The sequence below is a fragment of the Rhizobium sp. BT04 genome (assembly GCF_030053135.1).
In the GTDB taxonomy this organism is placed as follows: domain Bacteria; phylum Pseudomonadota; class Alphaproteobacteria; order Rhizobiales; family Rhizobiaceae; genus Rhizobium; species Rhizobium binxianense.
The window spans coordinates 4328041-4344183 of record NZ_CP125652.1; the positions used below are offsets into that span (position 1 = coordinate 4328041).

Sequence of the window (16143 nt, forward strand, 5' to 3'; positions counted from 1 at the left end):
CAACCCTAGCGAGCGTTGAATTGCTCGCAGCCGGCTTGTGTCAGGAAGGTGCGCGCCGCCTCATCGAAACTCGCCTGCGGCGCCAGCGTCCGCAGCACGGCATAACCGTCCGGCCGTGCCATTTCCACCAGGATCGCCTGCTGCAATTCCTGCGGCAGGTTCTTGCGCAGGTCGGTCAGCTGGATCGGACCTCCGGCCAGCACGTCGAGCGCGCCGCCGACCGACGTCCTGTCGTTCATGCTAAAGACCTCATTGGAGGCGCTGTCGTAAATCGCGATCGACCAGAAGGGGACATTGCCCTTGGCGGTGAAATGCACCGGCGCATCCTCGACGTCGAAGGAACAGACGGCGGTGCGCAGGAAGGGGTCGCCATTGGCAAGGCCGGCTTCGTCATACCGGTCGCCGAGCAGGTAGAAATTGTTGAGATCGCCCTCGGCCTCCACCCGGGTGGCCGCGTCCTTGCCGGTGAAATGCGGCAGCGACAGGATGATGACGAGATGCAGCAGCGCTGCGCCGAAAAGGCCGGTCAGGATGGCGAAGAATATCCTAAGCATTGCCGCATCCGGTCTTGGTGAGCTTCGGCATGGCGAGGTCGATCACCCCGGAACTGCCTGCGGTCGGGGTGTCGAACAGTGTCAGCACCAGCCGGAAAGTGCCGGCTTCCGGCAAGGCCAGCCAGTTCCCCGGCTGCGCGGCGGCTGAGATTTCGATCGAGAAGCTGCTGTCGGGCTGACGCAGCACGGTCCAGGAATTCAGCGCCGAGGGATGCCCGGCCTTCACCGCCGCCGGATTGCCGCCATTGTCGGCGGTAAAGAGGGTCCACAGCCGGGCAGGCGGGGTCTGCCCGCTGATGCGGTAGCGGCAGTTGGCGTTCAGCCGCGCGCCGTCGTCATCGACGCTCGCCGTAAAGGTCAGGCCTTCGGCGCTGCCATAAAGCAGTTTGCCGGCGCGGGCGCGGTGCGACTTGGCATAGGGATCGGCCTCGACCGTCTGCAACGCCGGAAAGGCCTCCCACGCGCCGAGCTTGATCGCCCCGAAACCCTGTGTCGCATCCAGCGCATACAGCGAAATCATGATCCCGCCCCCGAAGGCGACGATCAGCGTGATCAGGATGAAAAGGGGAAAGCGAAACACGTCATGACCTTGGAAACCGGGATGAAAGGGTTACCACTGATTCTGGCGGGGTGGAATGCCGCGCCGTGACATAGGCGCCGATTGATCCCCGGTTATATCCGCGAAGCCGTCATGCCCATGCGCAACAACAGGGGTGTCAGGTTGGCGCCAATTGGCTGCCCTCACACCGGCGATCTCCCGCGCCAGCCTACTCCGCGCTCGCTACCTTCGCCGGCGCCAGCGGCGCGGCGTTCTTCAGCTTCTCGCCGAGCTTTTTAAGGATGTCGGTCGATTGCACCGAGAGCATGCGCGGCCGGATGAGCTGCGGCAATCCGTCCTGCGGCTTGGCGGCGGCTGTTTTGGCGAGATCCTTTTCCGAGGGCAGGGGGTTTTCGATGCCGGGGATGGCGCGCAGCGTTACGCCCTGATGGGCGTAGTCCATGGCGCGCTTGAAGGTCATCGCCGGCAGCGAGCCGCCGGTCATCTCGTTGGTCGAGGTATAGTCGTCATTGCCGAACCAGACGGCGCAGGTGTAATTGCCGGTGAAGCCGACGAACCAGGCGTCGCGATAGGCCTGGGTCGTGCCGGTCTTGCCGGCCGTCACGATGCCGTTGTCGAGTGCTGCCTTGCGCGCCGTGCCGACATAGGGAACGCGCGACAGCATCTGGTTCATATAGGCGTCGGCCTGTTCGGACAGCACGCGTTTCGCCGCCGGCTCGTCGCGGTCGAAATCGTAGAGCACGTCGCCGTCGTAATCGAGGATCTGGGTGATGCCGTGGCGGCGCGACTGGTAGCCGCCGGCTGGGAAGGTGGCATAGGCGGTCGCCTGGTCGAGCACCGTCACTTCGGAGGTGCCGATCGGGATGGTGACGTCGTCGCGGATCGGCGTTTCGACGCCGAGGTTCTTCGCCATCGCCCGGATCGGCTGGATGCCGAGCTTTTCCTTGGCGAGCCGCACCGGCACGGTGTTGATCGACTGAGCGATCGCGGTCTCAAGCGTGATGCGGCCGGCATAGCGGTTCGCATAATTATGCGGGCTCCAATTGCCCCAGGAGATCGGCGCGTCGACGATCGTCGTCTGCGGCGTCATCCCGCTCTCCATCGCCACCGAATAGGTGTAGACCTTGAAGGAAGAGCCCGGCTGGCGCAGCGCCCTGGTGGCGCGGTTGAACTGGCTTTCGCCGTAATCGCGGCCGCCGACCATGGCGCGCACCGCGCCGCCGTTCTCGATCATCACCATGGCGCCCTGCTTGGCGTGGTAGGCCTCGCCATATTCACGCAGCGACGTTTCGACCGAATCTTCGGCTGCCTGCTGGATGCCCATGTCGATCGTCGTGCGCACGATCAGCGAATGCTGATGAAAGCGCGGCGAAAGCCGCTGCACCTCGTCGAAAGCCCAATCGAGGAAGAAGTCGGGCGATTCCACCTCGTTGCGGTCGACGATGGTGGCAGGGTTGCGCCGGGCGGCTATCACCTGGCCCTCGCTCATCAGCCCGCTCTGCACGAGGTTGGTCAGCACCTCGTTGGCGCGCGCACGCGCTGCAGGCAGGTTGACATGCGGCGCATATTTCGCCGGCGCCTTGAACAGGCCGGCGAGCATGGCGGATTCGGCAAGGTTCACATCGGTGATATCCTTGCCGAAATAGAACTGTGCCGCCGCTGCCGCGCCAAAAGTCCCGCCGCCCATATAGGCGCGGTCGAGATAGGTGGAGAGGATTTCCTTCTTGGAAAGGTTGGCCTCGAGCCAAAGCGCCAGGAACGCTTCGGTGACCTTGCGGTCGATCGAGCGCTCGTTGGACAGGAACAGGTTCTTGGCGAGCTGTTGCGTCAGCGTTGAGCCGCCCTGCACGACTTCACCGGCCTGGGCGTTGGTGACCATGGCGCGGAAGAGGCCGATGACGTCAATGCCGAAGTGATCGAAGAAGCGCCGGTCTTCGGTGGCCAGAACGGATTTGATCAAGGAATCCGGCAGTTCGTCGATCGGCACGGAATTCTGGTGGATGACGCCGCGATGGCCGATGACGTTGCCGTAGCGGTCGGTAAAAGTGACGGCGAAATCGCCGCGGTTGCGCCAGTCCTCCTTGGTCGCCTCGAAGGCCGGCTGGGCAAGCAGCAGCATCAGCACCGAGCCGGCCGCCCCGAGCGTCAGCCCTTCGCCGGCGAGTTCGAAGACCATGCGTTTCCAGCCGCGCACGCGAAAGCGGCGGAAGAAGATGGTAATGTCTTCCCAGATCTCGGCGGCGCGGAAGCCGGCGTTCCAGACGGTCGAATCGATCCAGGAATCGATGCGCAGCAGAATGTGACGGCTCTTCGCCGGCCGCTTTTCCGCCGCCTCGTTCGCCGCTTTTCCAGGCCCTTTTTCTGGCCCATTTCCTGGGTTGTCCGGATCCTGCACGTCCTGTATTCCCGCCTGATCGCGCTTCGGTCATATCCGACGAAAGCGCGAGGCCCGCATATGGCCGCAAAGCTCTCCGATACCAGGAGAGAATTCTCCGAGTATCAGGAGTATGCTGAAGGATTGATTGATTTTGCGGCCGATAACAAGAGAGATGCATCAGGGTCACGCGAATTTGCGGGCCTCTGTTGCAAGAAACGAACGATGAACGATCTGCCCTTCTGGAAGCGAAAGACGCTGGCCGAAATGACCGTCGCCGAGTGGGAAAGCCTCTGCGACGGCTGCGGCCTCTGTTGTCTCAACAAGATCGAGGAATGGGACAGCGGCGATATCTATTTCACCTCGGTCAGCTGCAAGCTGCTCGACGGCGAAAGCTGTCGCTGCTCCAGCTATGAGAACCGCTGGGATTTCGTGCCGGACTGCGTGCAACTGACCAAGGAGAACGTGCCCGATATCGCCTGGCTGCCGCCCACCTGCGGCTACCGGCTGGTCAATGAAGGCCGGGATCTCTACTGGTGGCATCCGCTGATCTCCGGCGATCCCGAAACCGTCCATGCCGCCGGTATTTCTGCCCGCGGCCGCACCATCAGCGAAACCGAGATCGATATCGACGATCTTGAGGATTATGTCGTCGACTGGCCGCTGACCGTCGGCGCGAAAAAGGATGAAGAGGAAGCCTAACATTACAGCTGCATATTGTTGGAATATCTGACTCCATGGGTTTCCATGATCCGGAGGTCATGGATGACAGGCGTATCGATTGAGGCGACGCTGGAGCTTTGGGCGTCTTTGCGTGATGTGAAAGCGCGAATGCGGCCGCTGTTCACACAGGAGCGGGTAGCGAATTCAGCATGCCAATTCCTGGACGGTTTGCTGGGAGAAGAGCGGCGCAAGACGGGTTGGATGCGGGGCAAGGCATCCTGTGGTGTCGGCCGGCAATATACAGGTTCGGCGGGCAAGATCACCAATTGCCAGATCGGCGTGTTCGCGTCGTATGTCTCCCGCCATGGTCATGCCTTCATCGATCGGGCACTCTATCTGCCGAGGGCCTGGACGGAGGACCGGAACCGGGTGCCGGAGCTCATGTGCCGGACACCGTCAGCTTTTTGACCAAGCCGGCACTGGCGCTTGCCATGATCGAGCGGGCAATCGCTTCGGATGTGCCATTTTCCTGGGTGGCTGCCGACAGTGTCTGTGGGGGCGACATCGAAATGGCGCTCAAACGAGCCGCATGGGCTATTGTGCTGGGCGTGAACGCCAATCATCTCTTTCGCTCATGGGACAAACCGCTGGCCGTTGCCGGGAAAGCGAAGGACATCGCCGAAGAGCCTGACCATGCCTGGCGACGCCTGTCGGCAGGCGAGGGGACCAAGGGCGCGCGACGGCATGATTGGGTCTATCTCGAATTGGCGACTTCGATCACGGTTAACTGCCAAACGACATGAGCCCCATTCTGCGAACGAGCATGACGTGGCGCGAACGTTTCAGCGTGCGACGCCTGGTTCCTCGTGTGCTCTCACGATGGCGTCCGCTTCCTTTCCATATAGCTCCTCGAAGTGATCGAAGGTCTTGGAAAAGTAACCAATGCCCTGCGTCGCCGAGCGCAGCGCCCGCGCCAGATCGTCAAGTGCGCCGCCCGGAATAAGTGCCCGGAAGATGTCCCACCCTTTAGCGGCTTCATCCCGGTCGAAGCCGAGAACCTGACCCTTGAGAGCGGAGACGATCTGGACGAGGCTGCCGGAATAGATCGACGGAATGTGAATTTCGCTGCGGAAGACCGGTTGCATCAAAACGGCCGATCCTTCGGAAAGCGCCTGTCGCACTCCCATCTTCGACGCAGTCCTGAAGGCGTGTTCCGAACTGTCGACGGCATGGTACTGACCATCGAACAGCGTTACGCCGACATCGATGACCTGGAAGCCGAGCGGCCCTTTCTCCATCGCTTCGCGCGCGCCTGCTTCGACGGCAGGGATGTAGTTGCGCGGAACGACGCCACCCTTGACGGTTTCGCTGAAGGTGAAGCCCCGGCCGCGCTCGTTGGGGCGAATGCTCAGCTTCACATCCGCGAATTGCCCGGCACCGCCGGTCTGTTTGCGATGCCGGTAGTGAACCTCGGACGGCTTCGCGATTGTCTCGCGGTAGATCGGGCTGGGCATTCGATCGGTTACGTCGATATGGAAGACCTCGGACAGGGTTCGGCAGAGATCGCGCAGATGGACCGGGCCCTGGGCGCGGACGAGCTGGGCGCCCGTGCCTTCCTCGTGCAAAACGACAAGACCGCGATCCGTCTCGGAAAGTTTTGCCAGCGTTTCGGAGAGCTTGTTTTCATCGCGCGCGCTGCCTGGGATTAGGATCCTTTCAAGCATCGGCGTGGGTGGCTCCGTCCACTCAGGCGGGGCGACCACCGCGTCTGATGTGAACAGCGAAGGGACGGGCAAGTGGTCGGACTTGACCGTCGCGAACACATCCCCCAGCGCAGGCACGACCGCCGAATTGGACTTCCCGTTTGCGAGATGCTGTACGGCGCCGAGGCCGGAGCCGCCCAGTGATGCGCCCTGCCGCAGTCCCTCGCCAAGCGCGCGCACGAGCACTGTCTTACCGACATTCTGGCGATGATAGGCATGGAAGCTCACGGCGGTCAGCTTGTTTTCATCGACATTGCCCGCACGAGCCAGGCGCTGTCGAAGAACCCCTACCGGCGGCGCCTCGTGGCGCAGCGCCTTCATCAGCCTCATCATGCCGTTGCCGTGACCTGCGGCACCGATCAGGACTGGAATAATCCTGTTTTCCCTGAGAACCCGCGATGAAATGGCATAGAGGGCGTCGCTGGGCGGCTCCCGATCTTCGATCAGTTCCTCGAGGAGCCAGTCATCGAATTCGGACAGGTGTTCCAGGAGCTCGCTGCGCGCTTCATGCTCGCGCTCGGCGGCGCTTTCAGGGATTGCGATCAGCGCCGAAGTCTGGCCTTCCCGGTAGCGCCACGCCCGTTCCGAAATCAGATCGCAACTGCCTATGATCCTGTCTCCGTCGCGGATCGGGATCTGGCGAAGCAAAAGCGTGTGGTTGGCGTAGTCTTGAAGCGCGGCGATCACATCCCTCAGCCGCCCTCTCGGTTCGTCCATCCGGTTGACGAAGAGGATGCACGGCGTCCCCGAGGCTTCGATTACCCGCAGATAGGGCGCGGCGAGCACAGCCTCCTCGGGTGCCGATGAAACGCACAGGATGCAGGCGTCGCTGGCAAGAAGCGCGTGCTGTGCATGTGCCAACGCTTCGTTGGGTCCTGGCGCATCCAGCGCACACCACGCCTCGTTTCCAAAGGTGAATTCTGCAAGCTTCAATCCATATGGGGAGCTGGATTTTCTCGGCGCCCCCTCCAGGGAGCCGAGCTTTTCCACGACTGTTGATTTTCCGGTCTGCGAGGGTCCAAGCACGGTAAAGCAGCGCATCGGCATTCCTCCAACTGCCATAAACACAATTTTCAGCCATCATTAGGATGCCCTGAACCGCTGCAAGGCGCCAGAGGTGTTCAGTTTCACAATGCTTTGACCTGGACTTGCATTTGAGGCTGATGTCGTCTCGCATTTAATGATCAGATTCTGTCTGCAACGAATTCAAGATGATACCTCGACACTTTTTGACTGCGATCGGCGTCAGTGCCAGCGCAGCCGCTTTTCGATCTCGGGCGCATATTTCTGGACCCGGCGGTAAATCGTGGATTGATCGACGGGCACACCCCGCTCACCCATCATTTGTTCGAGATCGCGGTAGCTGACACCGTAGCGGCAGTACCAGCGCCCAAAGGATAATCTCTCCTGAAAATGCCGCCACTTGAAATTACTCATCAAAAGTATCGCTGAAAATCTTCAGCGCTCTTTCGGGCATCAACGGGATTTTTGCAACAGAACCCTTCCGCCCGCATCCAACCCGTCTTCCGCCGCTCTTTCCCAGCAAACCGTCCAGAAATTGGCATGCTGAATTCGCTACCCGCTCCTGTGTGAACAGCGGCCGCATTCGCGCTTTCACATCACGCAACGAAGACGCCCAAAGCTCCAGCGTCGCCTCAATCGATACGCCTGTCATCCATGACCTGCGGATCATGGAAACCCATGGAGTCAGACATTCCAACGATATGCAGCTGTAATGTTAGTCTAAGCGGGGATCAGGGCTTCACTGCGGTCAGGAAGCGCTTCAATTCCGTCTCCACATAGGCAGCCACCGGACCGTCTGCGCCAAATCCCCACCAGGTGAGCGAACCCTGCCATTGCGCCAGCATCAGTCGGGCAACCGTCGCCGGCGCCTTCGCCGAGCCGAAACACGGCGCGATCGCTGCCGTCAGCGCCGTTCCCCAGGCGGCACCGCGAGCCCGCAGCACCGGATCGCGGAAATCCTCGCGCAGCACCAGCAATCCCTCGCCGTAGGCGGCGGCATTGTCGCCGTAATGCTGCGACAGGCCGACGAGCAGCGCGACGGCGCCTTCCGGGGTTTTCGCCACGGTCCCGGCAAGCCGCGCCGTTTCCGCATCCAGCCTGTCCCAGGCATAGAGCAGCGCTGCGCGCAGCATCGCCGCCTTCGTTGCGAAACGCTGCACCAGCGTCGAGCCGGAAAGGCCGCTCGCTTTCGCCACCGCCGCAAAGGTCGCCGCATCCGGCCCCTCGGCCTGGATTACCGCCAGCACCATGGCGAGAAGCTGCTCATCGGAAAGCGTGCGACGGCGTGGCATGAAATTCCTCTTGCATTCACCACCAATGTAAACGATCATTCGTTTATATACAAGGAGTACGGCTAACTCCGGGCGCCTTCCTTAACAATTCCAGCAAAAATGCGCAGCGCTTTTGCACCCGGAATTGCGCAGTTCTATCGAGGAGGATGGAAAGATGACAGCGGACTTGCGGGAGAAAGTGGCTTTGGTGGCCGGAGCAACACGCGGCGCCGGTCGTGGCATCGCGGTGGAACTCGGCGCCGCTGGCGCCACCGTTTACGTGACGGGTCGCACGACACGCGCGCAGCAATCCGAATACGCCAGGCCGGAGACGATCGAGGAGACGGCCGAGTTGGTGACCGCTGCCGGCGGCAGGGGCATTGCCGTGCAGGTCGACCATCTCGTCAAGGAGCAAGTCGAGGCGCTCGTCGGTCGTATTCGCAGCGAGGCCGGCCGGCTCGATATTCTCGTCAACGACATCTGGGGCGGCGAAAAACTGTTCGAATGGGACAAATCAGTCTGGGAGCATTCGCTGGACAAGGGCCTGCGCATGCTGCGGCTCGGCATCGAGACGCATCTGATCACCGCCCATTACGCCCTGCCGCTGATGATCGAGCGGCCGGGCGGGCTGCTGGTCGAGGTGACCGACGGCACGGCCGACTACAATGCCACCCACTACCGGCTGTCGCCCTTCTACGACCTCGTCAAGACAGGCGTCACCCGCATGGCGTGGGCGCATGCACAGGACCTGGCAAAACACGGCGCCACCGCCATTGCCATCACGCCCGGCTGGCTGCGCTCGGAAATGATGCTGGATGCCTATGGTGTCGGTGAGGGGAACTGGCGCGACGCGACGAAGGTGCAGCCGCATTTCGCCATTTCCGAAACCCCGCGCTTCGTCGGTCGCGCGGTTGTGGCGATCGCTGCCGATCCTAACCGCGCCCGCTGGAACGGCCAGTCGCTGTCGAGCGGCGGCATGGCCAAGACCTACGGCTTCGATGACATCGACGGTTCACGGCCGGATTGCTGGCGCTACATGGTGGAGGTTCAGGAGGCGGACAAACCGGCTGACGTGACTGGCTACCGCTAAAGCAAATTCCAGGAAAAGTGCGAAGCGGTTTTCCGTCCGGAATTGCGTAGACCAAACAAAGCAAATTCCCGGCAAAGCGCGAAGCGGTTTTGCCGGGAATCGCGCAAAACAAAAGGCTCGAGCGGTTCTACTTTTCCATGAAAAGCTGAACCGCTCTGAGGTTTGTCGACTACCGTGCGGGGGCAAGCCGGGCTGCGTCGCGAAACGACACCAGTCGCTTCGTCTGTTCGTCCCACAGCACCAGCTTGACGCAACGCAGGCTTTCCATGAGCGTGATGCGGCCCATATCGGCAAGCTCAGGATGGTCTCGCAGCACCTCCGGCAGCCGGTAGTAGGGCACCCGGCTCGACAGATGATGCACGTGGTGGATGCCGATATTGCCGGTGATCCAGCGCAGTATCGGCGGCAGGTCGTAATGCGAGGCGCCGTGCAGGGCCGCATGCTGGAACTGCCAGTCCGGCTTCTTCGACCAATGCGTTTCCTCGAATTGGTGCTGGACGTAGAACAGCCAGACGCCGGCGGCACCGGCAAGCAGCACGATCGGCAGATGCACCAGAAGGAAGGGTATGATCCCGACCGCCCAGATCAGCAGCGCGGCGACCAGTGCGATGGCAAGATTGGTCGCCATGGTCGAAACCCAGGGCAGGGCGCCGGAGCGCATCATGCCGAAAGGCAGGCGCTGCTTGAAGAGGAACAGCCATGCCGGCCCGATCCCGAACATCACGATCGGGTGCCGGTAGAGCCGGTAGGCAAGCCGGCCGCGGCGCGACAGCGCGCTGTATTCGGCGATCGTCAGCGTCTCGATGTCGCCGACCCCGCGCTCGTCGAGGTTTCCGGCCGAGGCGTGGTGTTCCGCATGCGCCCGGCGCCAGTAGTCATAAGGCGTCAGCGTCAGGATGCCGATCGTGCGTCCAACCCAGTCGTCGAGGCGACGACGGGCGAAAAACGAGCCGTGACCGCAATCATGCTGGATCATGAACAGCCGCAGCAGGAAGGCGGCGGCGGGAATGACGAGGATCAGGCCAGGCCAGAAGCTATAGTGAACCGCGGCCCACGCGGCGGCCCAGAACAGCACAAAGGGGACGACGGTGACGGCAAGCTCGAATGCGCTGCGTCCGGCCCTCGGCTGGCGATATCCGGCCAGGATCTTCAGCCAGCGTTTTTCAGCGAAAAGCGTGGCATCCCCGAGCGATCGCTCAGGGTTTTCGGTAGGCTGGCCCAGAGGGGCAAGCTGGATTTCCTCGCACTCGCTGCGGCGCGCAGATTCGATCATAGAGTGGCGCCGTGAAAGGCCGCGATGGCCGACAGGCCGAGTGCAATCACCACGGCCGAGCGAATGAGGAAAAGCGGATAGTCGAAGTGGTACATTGTATGAAGAGTGGTCATGGGTGCAGCAATTCCTGTTTTTCTGAAAACATGTCAATGGGTGATGGTGTCGCGCTGGAGCGCGGCGCGTCCGACGGGACGCGCTATCGCTTTGAATTCGCGCATCACCCTCTCGCAAATCGATCTCGATATGCGCTAGCGAGGGCGAAGCCGGCGGCTCGATAAGAGCTGCTATTTCTTTGGAGCACTGCCGTGCGGGGCGGCTGTGGTCGCCGTCTTCATCTGATTGGCGAATGTGCTTTCCACCTTCGCCGCCTGCTTGTCCTTTTTCGGCTTCCGGACCTCGCGATTGCTTCTGACTTGTCCTTTTGCCATGGTGAAATCTCCCTTTGAGATCGACATTGAAAGCTGCAGCCTGCGTGGTATTCGCCCCGCTTGTCGGTCGCGACCTAGGTCGCGGGATCGTCGTGAGGGGCAACCCGACAACACCGGGCCGCAGGAGTGGAATGAAAATGATGCCTGCTGAAACCGCATCGCAGTCTGGAGGCGGATGACCGGAGAGGTCACCGAAAGCCAAACCCGACATTGAGACGGGACGTCACCATGCTTTCGCGATCGGGAAAATGGCGGGGCCGGAAATCCGGTCACCGCAAATGCCGCATCGGCCAAATCAGCGAGCCATTACTATAGAATAAAATTGAGGTGCCATTAAGGCCGCTGCCGCAGGAAAGCCATATTTCCACAGGGCTTAATCATTCACCGGAAACAGGCGGATCAGCTTCGTTCTTTCCATCTCCGCCAGGCCTGATGCCGACATGATGCCGCGAGCCAAACAGAGTTCGATATCCCGCCCAATATCGAGCGGCACCAGCATGCCGCCGGCCTTGAGCAGGCGGTCGGTCATCGACAGAAGCAGATCCACCCGTGCCTGGCAGCCATCGACCTCAAGGAGCGCCACCCGGCGCTCCTTGTCGATGTCAGCAAAATCCCGAGCCTGCTGCCGTTGTTGGTAAGCTCCGAATTGCACCCATCCGAAATAGGTGGCCGCTGCGACGGAGAGACAAAGCAAGAGGGTTTTCCGCACAATAATCCTTCGGAGCCGGGAGGCTCGCTAGCCGGCGGCGCGTCTTTCGCGCGGCAATCCCTGTATCGCATAGCGGTTGCAGACAGGGGTTACCATTTTCGGCGGGGCCTTCGGCTTGCCGAAATGGTGTTCGAGCGCCCGTGAGAGCATGGCTGGCGAGGTGACACCCTCTTGGAACAGCCTGATCAGCAGCATGGCCGCGACGTTGAAAACCCGTTGGTCGTCGATCAGGATTCTGGCGTCGTAGCCGGCGTCGTCGAGCACGCCCTGAAGCATGTCGAGATCGGACGAGGTCAGATGCGGCTTTTCTGAAGTGGAAGACATGGGTCCTCCTTTCGTCGGGGCGAGGATATGAAAACCCTCAGTCGGCAGCGCCCGTACAATGGCTGCCGAAGTTGGGACCATGCGCCTTTCGCCAAGGCAACGCAACGGAATTCTTGCTGCGGTATCGCACCGGTTGATGGGCGGCCCGCACCGGTGAGGGTGCGGGCTGCTGAGGTCATTCCGCCGGCTGATAGGTGGGCCTGCGGGCGGCCGATGTCCGGGGCCCGGCGGCTGCAAGCAGGGTGATCGCGACCGCAAGCAGCGCCACGAAGGCGATGCCGGCGACATAGGGGTCCCAGCCGAAATGCGGTGCAGCGCTGAACACCGCCGAGGCGGCCGCAAGCACGATGCCGCCGCCGATCTGGAAGGAGGCGAAGAGCAGCCCGGAGGCGAGCCCCGCCTTGCCGTCCTCCACATCGGAAAGCGCCGCGACCTGCACCGAGGGGTAAGTCAGGGCGTAACCGAGGCCGAGCGGGATCTGCGAGAAGATGACGAGCAGGATCGGGTCGACATGTCCGAGTGCGGTCACCCAGAAGATGTAGCTGAAGGCCTGCAGCCCGACACCCGTCGCCATCAGCCCGGTGGCGCCGCGATTTTGAGCGAGCGTCGCAAAACGCGGCGCCAGGAACATCACGAAGACCCCGCCCAGCGCAAAGCAGAAGCCGGTGGTAAAGGCCGACCAGCCGATGACGTTCTGATAATAGAGCGTCGCCAGGAACTGGAAGCCGACATAGGCGCCCTGGAAGAGGGCGGCAATCGCATTGGCATGCCGAAGCTTGGCTCGACGGAACATGCCGAGCGGCACCATCGGATCGGCATGGCGCGTTTCGACCACGAGGAAGAGCAGGATCAGCGCCAGCGACGCCGCGAGCGAACCCCAGCTCGCAAAGTCCTGCCAGCCGGCGGCTGCGGCATTGGTGATGCCGAAGACGAAGAGCAGCAGTCCTGGCGTGATCGTCAGCGCGCCGGCCCAGTCGAAGGCCGGCCGCGGTCCCGTCCTTTTGGGGTCGGCGGGCAACACCAGCGGCGCAAGAAAGAGCGTCAGGATGGCGACGGGCGCGCCCATAACAAGCGTCGCCCGCCAACTGATGATCGTCGCGGCCCCGCCGAGCACCATGCCGAGCACGAAGCCGGCGGCGCCAGTGGAGGAGAAGACGCCGAGCGCCTTGGCCCGCGCCGTTCCCTCGCCGAAGACGGAGAGCAGCAGCGCAAGCGCCGCGGGTGCGGTGAAGGCGGCGGCAATGCCCTTGACCAGGCGGGCGGCGATCAGCGTCGGGCCACTGTCGACGAAGCCGCCGGCGATGCTGGCGGCAGCAAAGATCGCCAGCGACCAGAGAAAAACACGGCGATGGCCGAAGACATCGGCGACCCGGCCGCCGAGCAGCAGGAAGCCGCCATAGCCGAGCACATAAGCGCTGACGGCCCATTGCAGCGAGGTCGCCTCCATGCCGAGTTCGGCCTGGATGGCAGGCAGTGCTACGCCGATGGTGGAGACGTCCATGGCGTCGAGAAAGTTGGCGGCGCAGAGCAGCAGCAATGCCAGCCCCGTCCCGCTTTTCGATTTGGAAAATGTCATCGAAATCGTTCCTTCTTTGCTGCCGCCTCATCGGAGGGAGGATGCCGGGCGGCAGGGAACGAGAAAATGTACGGCTTCCAATCCTATTGCAAATTGATAGTAGCCATGCCAGGTATTACTCACGATGATGAATGATGCCATGCTTCGCAAAATCGACCTGAATCTACTGCTGGCCTTTTCGGTGCTGATGCAGGAGCGCAATGTCAGCCGTGCCGCCGAGCGGCTGCTGCTCGGCCAGCCCGGCCTATCGGCCGCCTTGCGGCGCCTGCGCGAGGCGCTGGACGACGAATTGTTCGTGCGTGTCGGCCGCGGCTTGCAGCCGACGCCGCGCGCCCTTTCCATCGCCCCGGCGATCGAGGATGCGCTCTCGGGCATCGAGCGCGCGATCCGCCCGCAATCCGAATTCGATCCGGCAAGCTGGCAGGGCGAGTTCCGCATCGGCATGTGCGACAACCTCGAATCGGCCTTCTTCGGCCCGCTTGCCGCCCGTCTTCTCCAGCTTTCACCCGGTGCCCGGCTGATCGGCATCGCCTCCGACAAGCGCGATGCGGCGCGCCGGCTGGACGAGGGCGTCTTCGATTTCAGCGTCTCCGTGCACGAGGAGCCGGCCTCCTGGCACATCCGTGCGCCGCTGTTCAATCAGGCATCGATCTGCATTTACGACGAGGCCCAACTCCGGCTGAAGGCGCCGCTGGGCCTCAAGGATTTTGCCGATGTCGCCCATGTCACCGTCTCTTTCGAGGGCAATGCCGCGACCAGCATCGATATCGCGCTGAGCCGCACCGGCCATGTCAGGCGTGTGGTGGCGACTGTGCCGCGCTTTTCCGCTCTGCCGACGGCGCTCAGGGCCATGCCCGCCATCGCCACCGTGCCCGAATCGATCGGCCGCTGCATGGCGCAATTGCATGGGCTGACGATCTGCGAACCGCCGCTTTCACTGCCGGCCGATCCGGTGACCATGCTTTATCGCCGGGTCGACCAGGCCGACGGCCGGGCGCGCTGGTTCCGCCGCCTGTTCCTCGACGTCGCCGGCGAGGCACTCGAAGCCTCCGGCTGCTGCGTTTCGATATCGAGAGCTGCGGCGTAGGAGCCCCGGCCCCTCTATTCAATGACCGATTTGAACCACATAGAGAAAGCGGAAATTGATTTTTGCGGGGACGCCTTGCAGATGAGGAAATAGCTTTCCTGTTCGAGAATCGAGATGTCCGAGAGCACGATCAGGTCGCCGTTCTCGATTTCACGGCGGCATAACTCGACCGGACAAAGTGCCACGCCATGACCGGCAATGGCGGCGGTCGCGAGCAAATTAAAATCTTGAAACACCGGCCCCTTCAGCGGTCGCGTCAACGGCACGCCCGCCTTGTCGAGCCATAGCGCCCAATGCGCGGTGGTCTCGTCATGGAGCAGGTCTGCCGTTGCGATCTGTGTCGCGTGGTCGACGCCACCCTTTCTTTCAAGATAGCGCGGACTGGCGACAGGTTGCGTGGCGCGGGAGAATAGCTGGTGACAAACGACGCCTTCGAAGGTGTCGGCGCCAAGTGTAATCAGCACATCGCAGCCGGTTTCACGCAGACGCTGTTCGGCCATGGCGTAGACCACCTTTATTGTGACATCAGGATGCTTCGTAAGGAAATCGCCGAGCGACGGTATGAGCCATCGCGTCGCGACGGACGGGATGCAGCCGACGGTGATCTCAGATCTGGTCGTTAGCTTCAGCATTTCCGCTTCTGCGGAAATTCTTTCAAAGCTGCTCGATAGGGTTTCGGCAAAGCTTTTGGCCTCGGGTGCGAGCCGCACGCCGCGTTTTTCACGCAGAAATAAGGCCCGTCCGAACCATTCTTCCAAATGACGGATCTGATGGCTGATCGCGGCATGCGTGACGCGCAATTCGTCGCCGGCGCGCGAAAAACTGGAGAGACGCGCTGCCGCTTCGAAGGCTCTCAATGCGCCGAATGGAAGTGTCATCTGTAAGTTTTCCTCAGCAGTCAGATTAGGAATCATCATTTGTTCGAACATGAGAATCAACAGTATGACTGCAGGCAACGGATCTGAACAGTACCGCGGACGTGTCAAATTTTCTTACAGTAGGAGAACGGAATGTACGTGCGCAGCCTGAAGGATGTCGAAGCAACCGATTATTTCGTGGAATGGGGCAACGGGACGAGCCATCGTTTGCTGACGGAAAAGGATGGCATGGGCTTTACCGTTTGCCATACGATCGTGCGCGCCAACACCGTCTCGCTTCTCGAATACCGCCAGCATCTCGAGGCCTGCTATTGCATCGCCGGCGAGGGCGAGGTGGAGGATATGCAGGGCACTGTCTTCCCGATTCGCCAGGGCGATATCTATGTGCTCGACAAGCATGACAGGCATCTGCTGCGCGGCGGCCGTGACCAGGACCTGATCCTTGTCAGCGTCTTCAATCCGCCGCTGAAGGGATCCGAGCGCCATAATCTGAGCGATCCCTCGGGGTCGGCTTATTGACAGCAGCCGGATAAGGGAAGAAGCGCGGTTTTCCCAGAGGAACGCTTGAAAA

At 61.8% G+C, this 16143-nt stretch carries 16 protein-coding genes and 3 pseudogenes; 6 read left to right on the top strand and 13 right to left on the bottom strand.

Translation table 11 applies throughout. From position 1 onward, the window contains the following. Positions 1-5 precede the first annotated feature (5 nt). The 3 genes from QMO82_RS29515 to QMO82_RS29525 all read right to left on the bottom strand — a co-directional run bounded on the left by QMO82_RS29515 (position 6) and on the right by QMO82_RS29525 (position 3508). Positions 6-554 carry a DUF1254 domain-containing protein gene (locus tag QMO82_RS29515; RefSeq protein ID WP_183606203.1) on the bottom strand — a complete coding sequence of 183 codons (549 nt, stop codon included), beginning with the start codon at positions 552-554 and terminating at the stop codon, positions 6-8. Further along, complete coding sequence (locus QMO82_RS29520; RefSeq protein ID WP_183606204.1) at positions 547-1134, bottom strand: DUF1214 domain-containing protein; 588 nt, start codon at positions 1132-1134, stop codon at positions 547-549. Before QMO82_RS29520 ends, QMO82_RS29515 begins: the two co-directional genes overlap by 8 nt. A gap of 187 nt (positions 1135-1321) precedes the next feature. Continuing rightward, complete coding sequence (locus tag QMO82_RS29525) at positions 1322-3508, bottom strand: transglycosylase domain-containing protein (protein WP_183606205.1); 2187 nt, start codon at positions 3506-3508, stop codon at positions 1322-1324. Between the two features lie 204 nt (positions 3509-3712). Between QMO82_RS29525 and QMO82_RS29530 the strand changes: the two genes are divergently transcribed. Continuing rightward, positions 3713-4189 carry a YcgN family cysteine cluster protein gene (locus QMO82_RS29530; RefSeq protein WP_183606206.1) on the top strand — a complete coding sequence of 159 codons (477 nt, stop codon included), beginning with the start codon at positions 3713-3715 and terminating at the stop codon, positions 4187-4189. Positions 4190-4411: 222 nt separating this feature from the next. Further along, positions 4412-4953: pseudogene (locus tag QMO82_RS29535) on the top strand (transposase). 39 nt (positions 4954-4992) lie between these two features. Here the strand turns inward: QMO82_RS29535 and QMO82_RS29540 are convergent. The 4 genes and pseudogenes from QMO82_RS29540 to QMO82_RS29555 all read right to left on the bottom strand — a co-directional run bounded on the left by QMO82_RS29540 (position 4993) and on the right by QMO82_RS29555 (position 8228). Then, entirely contained in the window at positions 4993-6954 is a 1962-nt protein-coding gene (locus tag QMO82_RS29540) for an elongation factor G (RefSeq protein ID WP_183606663.1), read from the bottom strand. A 207-nt stretch (positions 6955-7161) separates the two neighbouring features. Then, positions 7162-7350, bottom strand: a pseudogene (locus QMO82_RS29545) (IS6 family transposase); the annotation flags it as partial. A 65-nt stretch (positions 7351-7415) separates the two neighbouring features. Further along, positions 7416-7606 (bottom strand): annotated as a pseudogene (locus QMO82_RS29550) (IS701 family transposase); the annotation flags it as partial. A gap of 61 nt (positions 7607-7667) precedes the next feature. Continuing rightward, entirely contained in the window at positions 7668-8228 is a 561-nt protein-coding gene (locus QMO82_RS29555) for a TetR family transcriptional regulator (protein WP_183606207.1), read from the bottom strand. Between the two features lie 154 nt (positions 8229-8382). On the opposite strand from QMO82_RS29555, the gene QMO82_RS29560 reads away from it, so the two are divergent. Beyond that, positions 8383-9297, top strand: a complete 915-nt coding sequence (locus tag QMO82_RS29560; protein ID WP_183606208.1) for an SDR family oxidoreductase — start codon at positions 8383-8385, stop codon at positions 9295-9297. A 169-nt stretch (positions 9298-9466) separates the two neighbouring features. Here the strand turns inward: QMO82_RS29560 and QMO82_RS29565 are convergent, their stop codons facing one another. Further along, positions 9467-10570 carry a fatty acid desaturase gene (locus QMO82_RS29565; RefSeq protein WP_183606209.1) on the bottom strand — a complete coding sequence of 368 codons (1104 nt, stop codon included), beginning with the start codon at positions 10568-10570 and terminating at the stop codon, positions 9467-9469. A 111-nt stretch (positions 10571-10681) separates the two neighbouring features. Here QMO82_RS29565 and QMO82_RS29570 point away from each other — a divergent pair, with 111 nt between their 5' ends. After that, positions 10682-10822 (top strand): hypothetical protein, encoded by a 141-nt coding sequence (locus QMO82_RS29570; protein WP_183606210.1) that lies wholly within the window; start codon positions 10682-10684, stop codon positions 10820-10822. Between the two features lie 32 nt (positions 10823-10854). On the opposite strand, the gene QMO82_RS29575 is transcribed toward QMO82_RS29570, so the two are convergent. The 4 genes from QMO82_RS29575 to QMO82_RS29590 all read right to left on the bottom strand — a co-directional run bounded on the left by QMO82_RS29575 (position 10855) and on the right by QMO82_RS29590 (position 13607). Next, on the bottom strand, positions 10855-10998 hold the full coding sequence (locus QMO82_RS29575) for a hypothetical protein (protein WP_183606211.1): 144 nt from the start codon (positions 10996-10998) through the stop codon (positions 10855-10857). A gap of 373 nt (positions 10999-11371) precedes the next feature. Further along, positions 11372-11707, bottom strand: a complete 336-nt coding sequence (locus tag QMO82_RS33850) for a hypothetical protein (RefSeq protein WP_183606212.1) — start codon at positions 11705-11707, stop codon at positions 11372-11374. Between the two features lie 27 nt (positions 11708-11734). Continuing rightward, on the bottom strand, positions 11735-12112 hold the full coding sequence (locus QMO82_RS29585; protein ID WP_183606213.1) for a hypothetical protein: 378 nt from the start codon (positions 12110-12112) through the stop codon (positions 11735-11737). Positions 12113-12206: 94 nt separating this feature from the next. Beyond that, on the bottom strand, positions 12207-13607 hold the full coding sequence (locus tag QMO82_RS29590; protein ID WP_183606214.1) for an MFS transporter: 1401 nt from the start codon (positions 13605-13607) through the stop codon (positions 12207-12209). A gap of 124 nt (positions 13608-13731) precedes the next feature. Between QMO82_RS29590 and QMO82_RS29595 the strand changes: the two genes are divergently transcribed. Next, positions 13732-14694, top strand: a complete 963-nt coding sequence (locus tag QMO82_RS29595; RefSeq protein WP_183606215.1) for a LysR family transcriptional regulator — start codon at positions 13732-13734, stop codon at positions 14692-14694. A 14-nt stretch (positions 14695-14708) separates the two neighbouring features. Here the strand turns inward: QMO82_RS29595 and QMO82_RS29600 are convergent, their stop codons facing one another. Beyond that, positions 14709-15572 (bottom strand): LysR substrate-binding domain-containing protein, encoded by an 864-nt coding sequence (locus tag QMO82_RS29600; protein ID WP_183606216.1) that lies wholly within the window; start codon positions 15570-15572, stop codon positions 14709-14711. A gap of 132 nt (positions 15573-15704) precedes the next feature. Here QMO82_RS29600 and QMO82_RS29605 point away from each other — a divergent pair, with 132 nt between their 5' ends. Beyond that, on the top strand, positions 15705-16091 hold the full coding sequence (locus QMO82_RS29605) for an ectoine synthase (protein WP_183606217.1): 387 nt from the start codon (positions 15705-15707) through the stop codon (positions 16089-16091). Positions 16092-16143 lie beyond the last annotated feature (52 nt).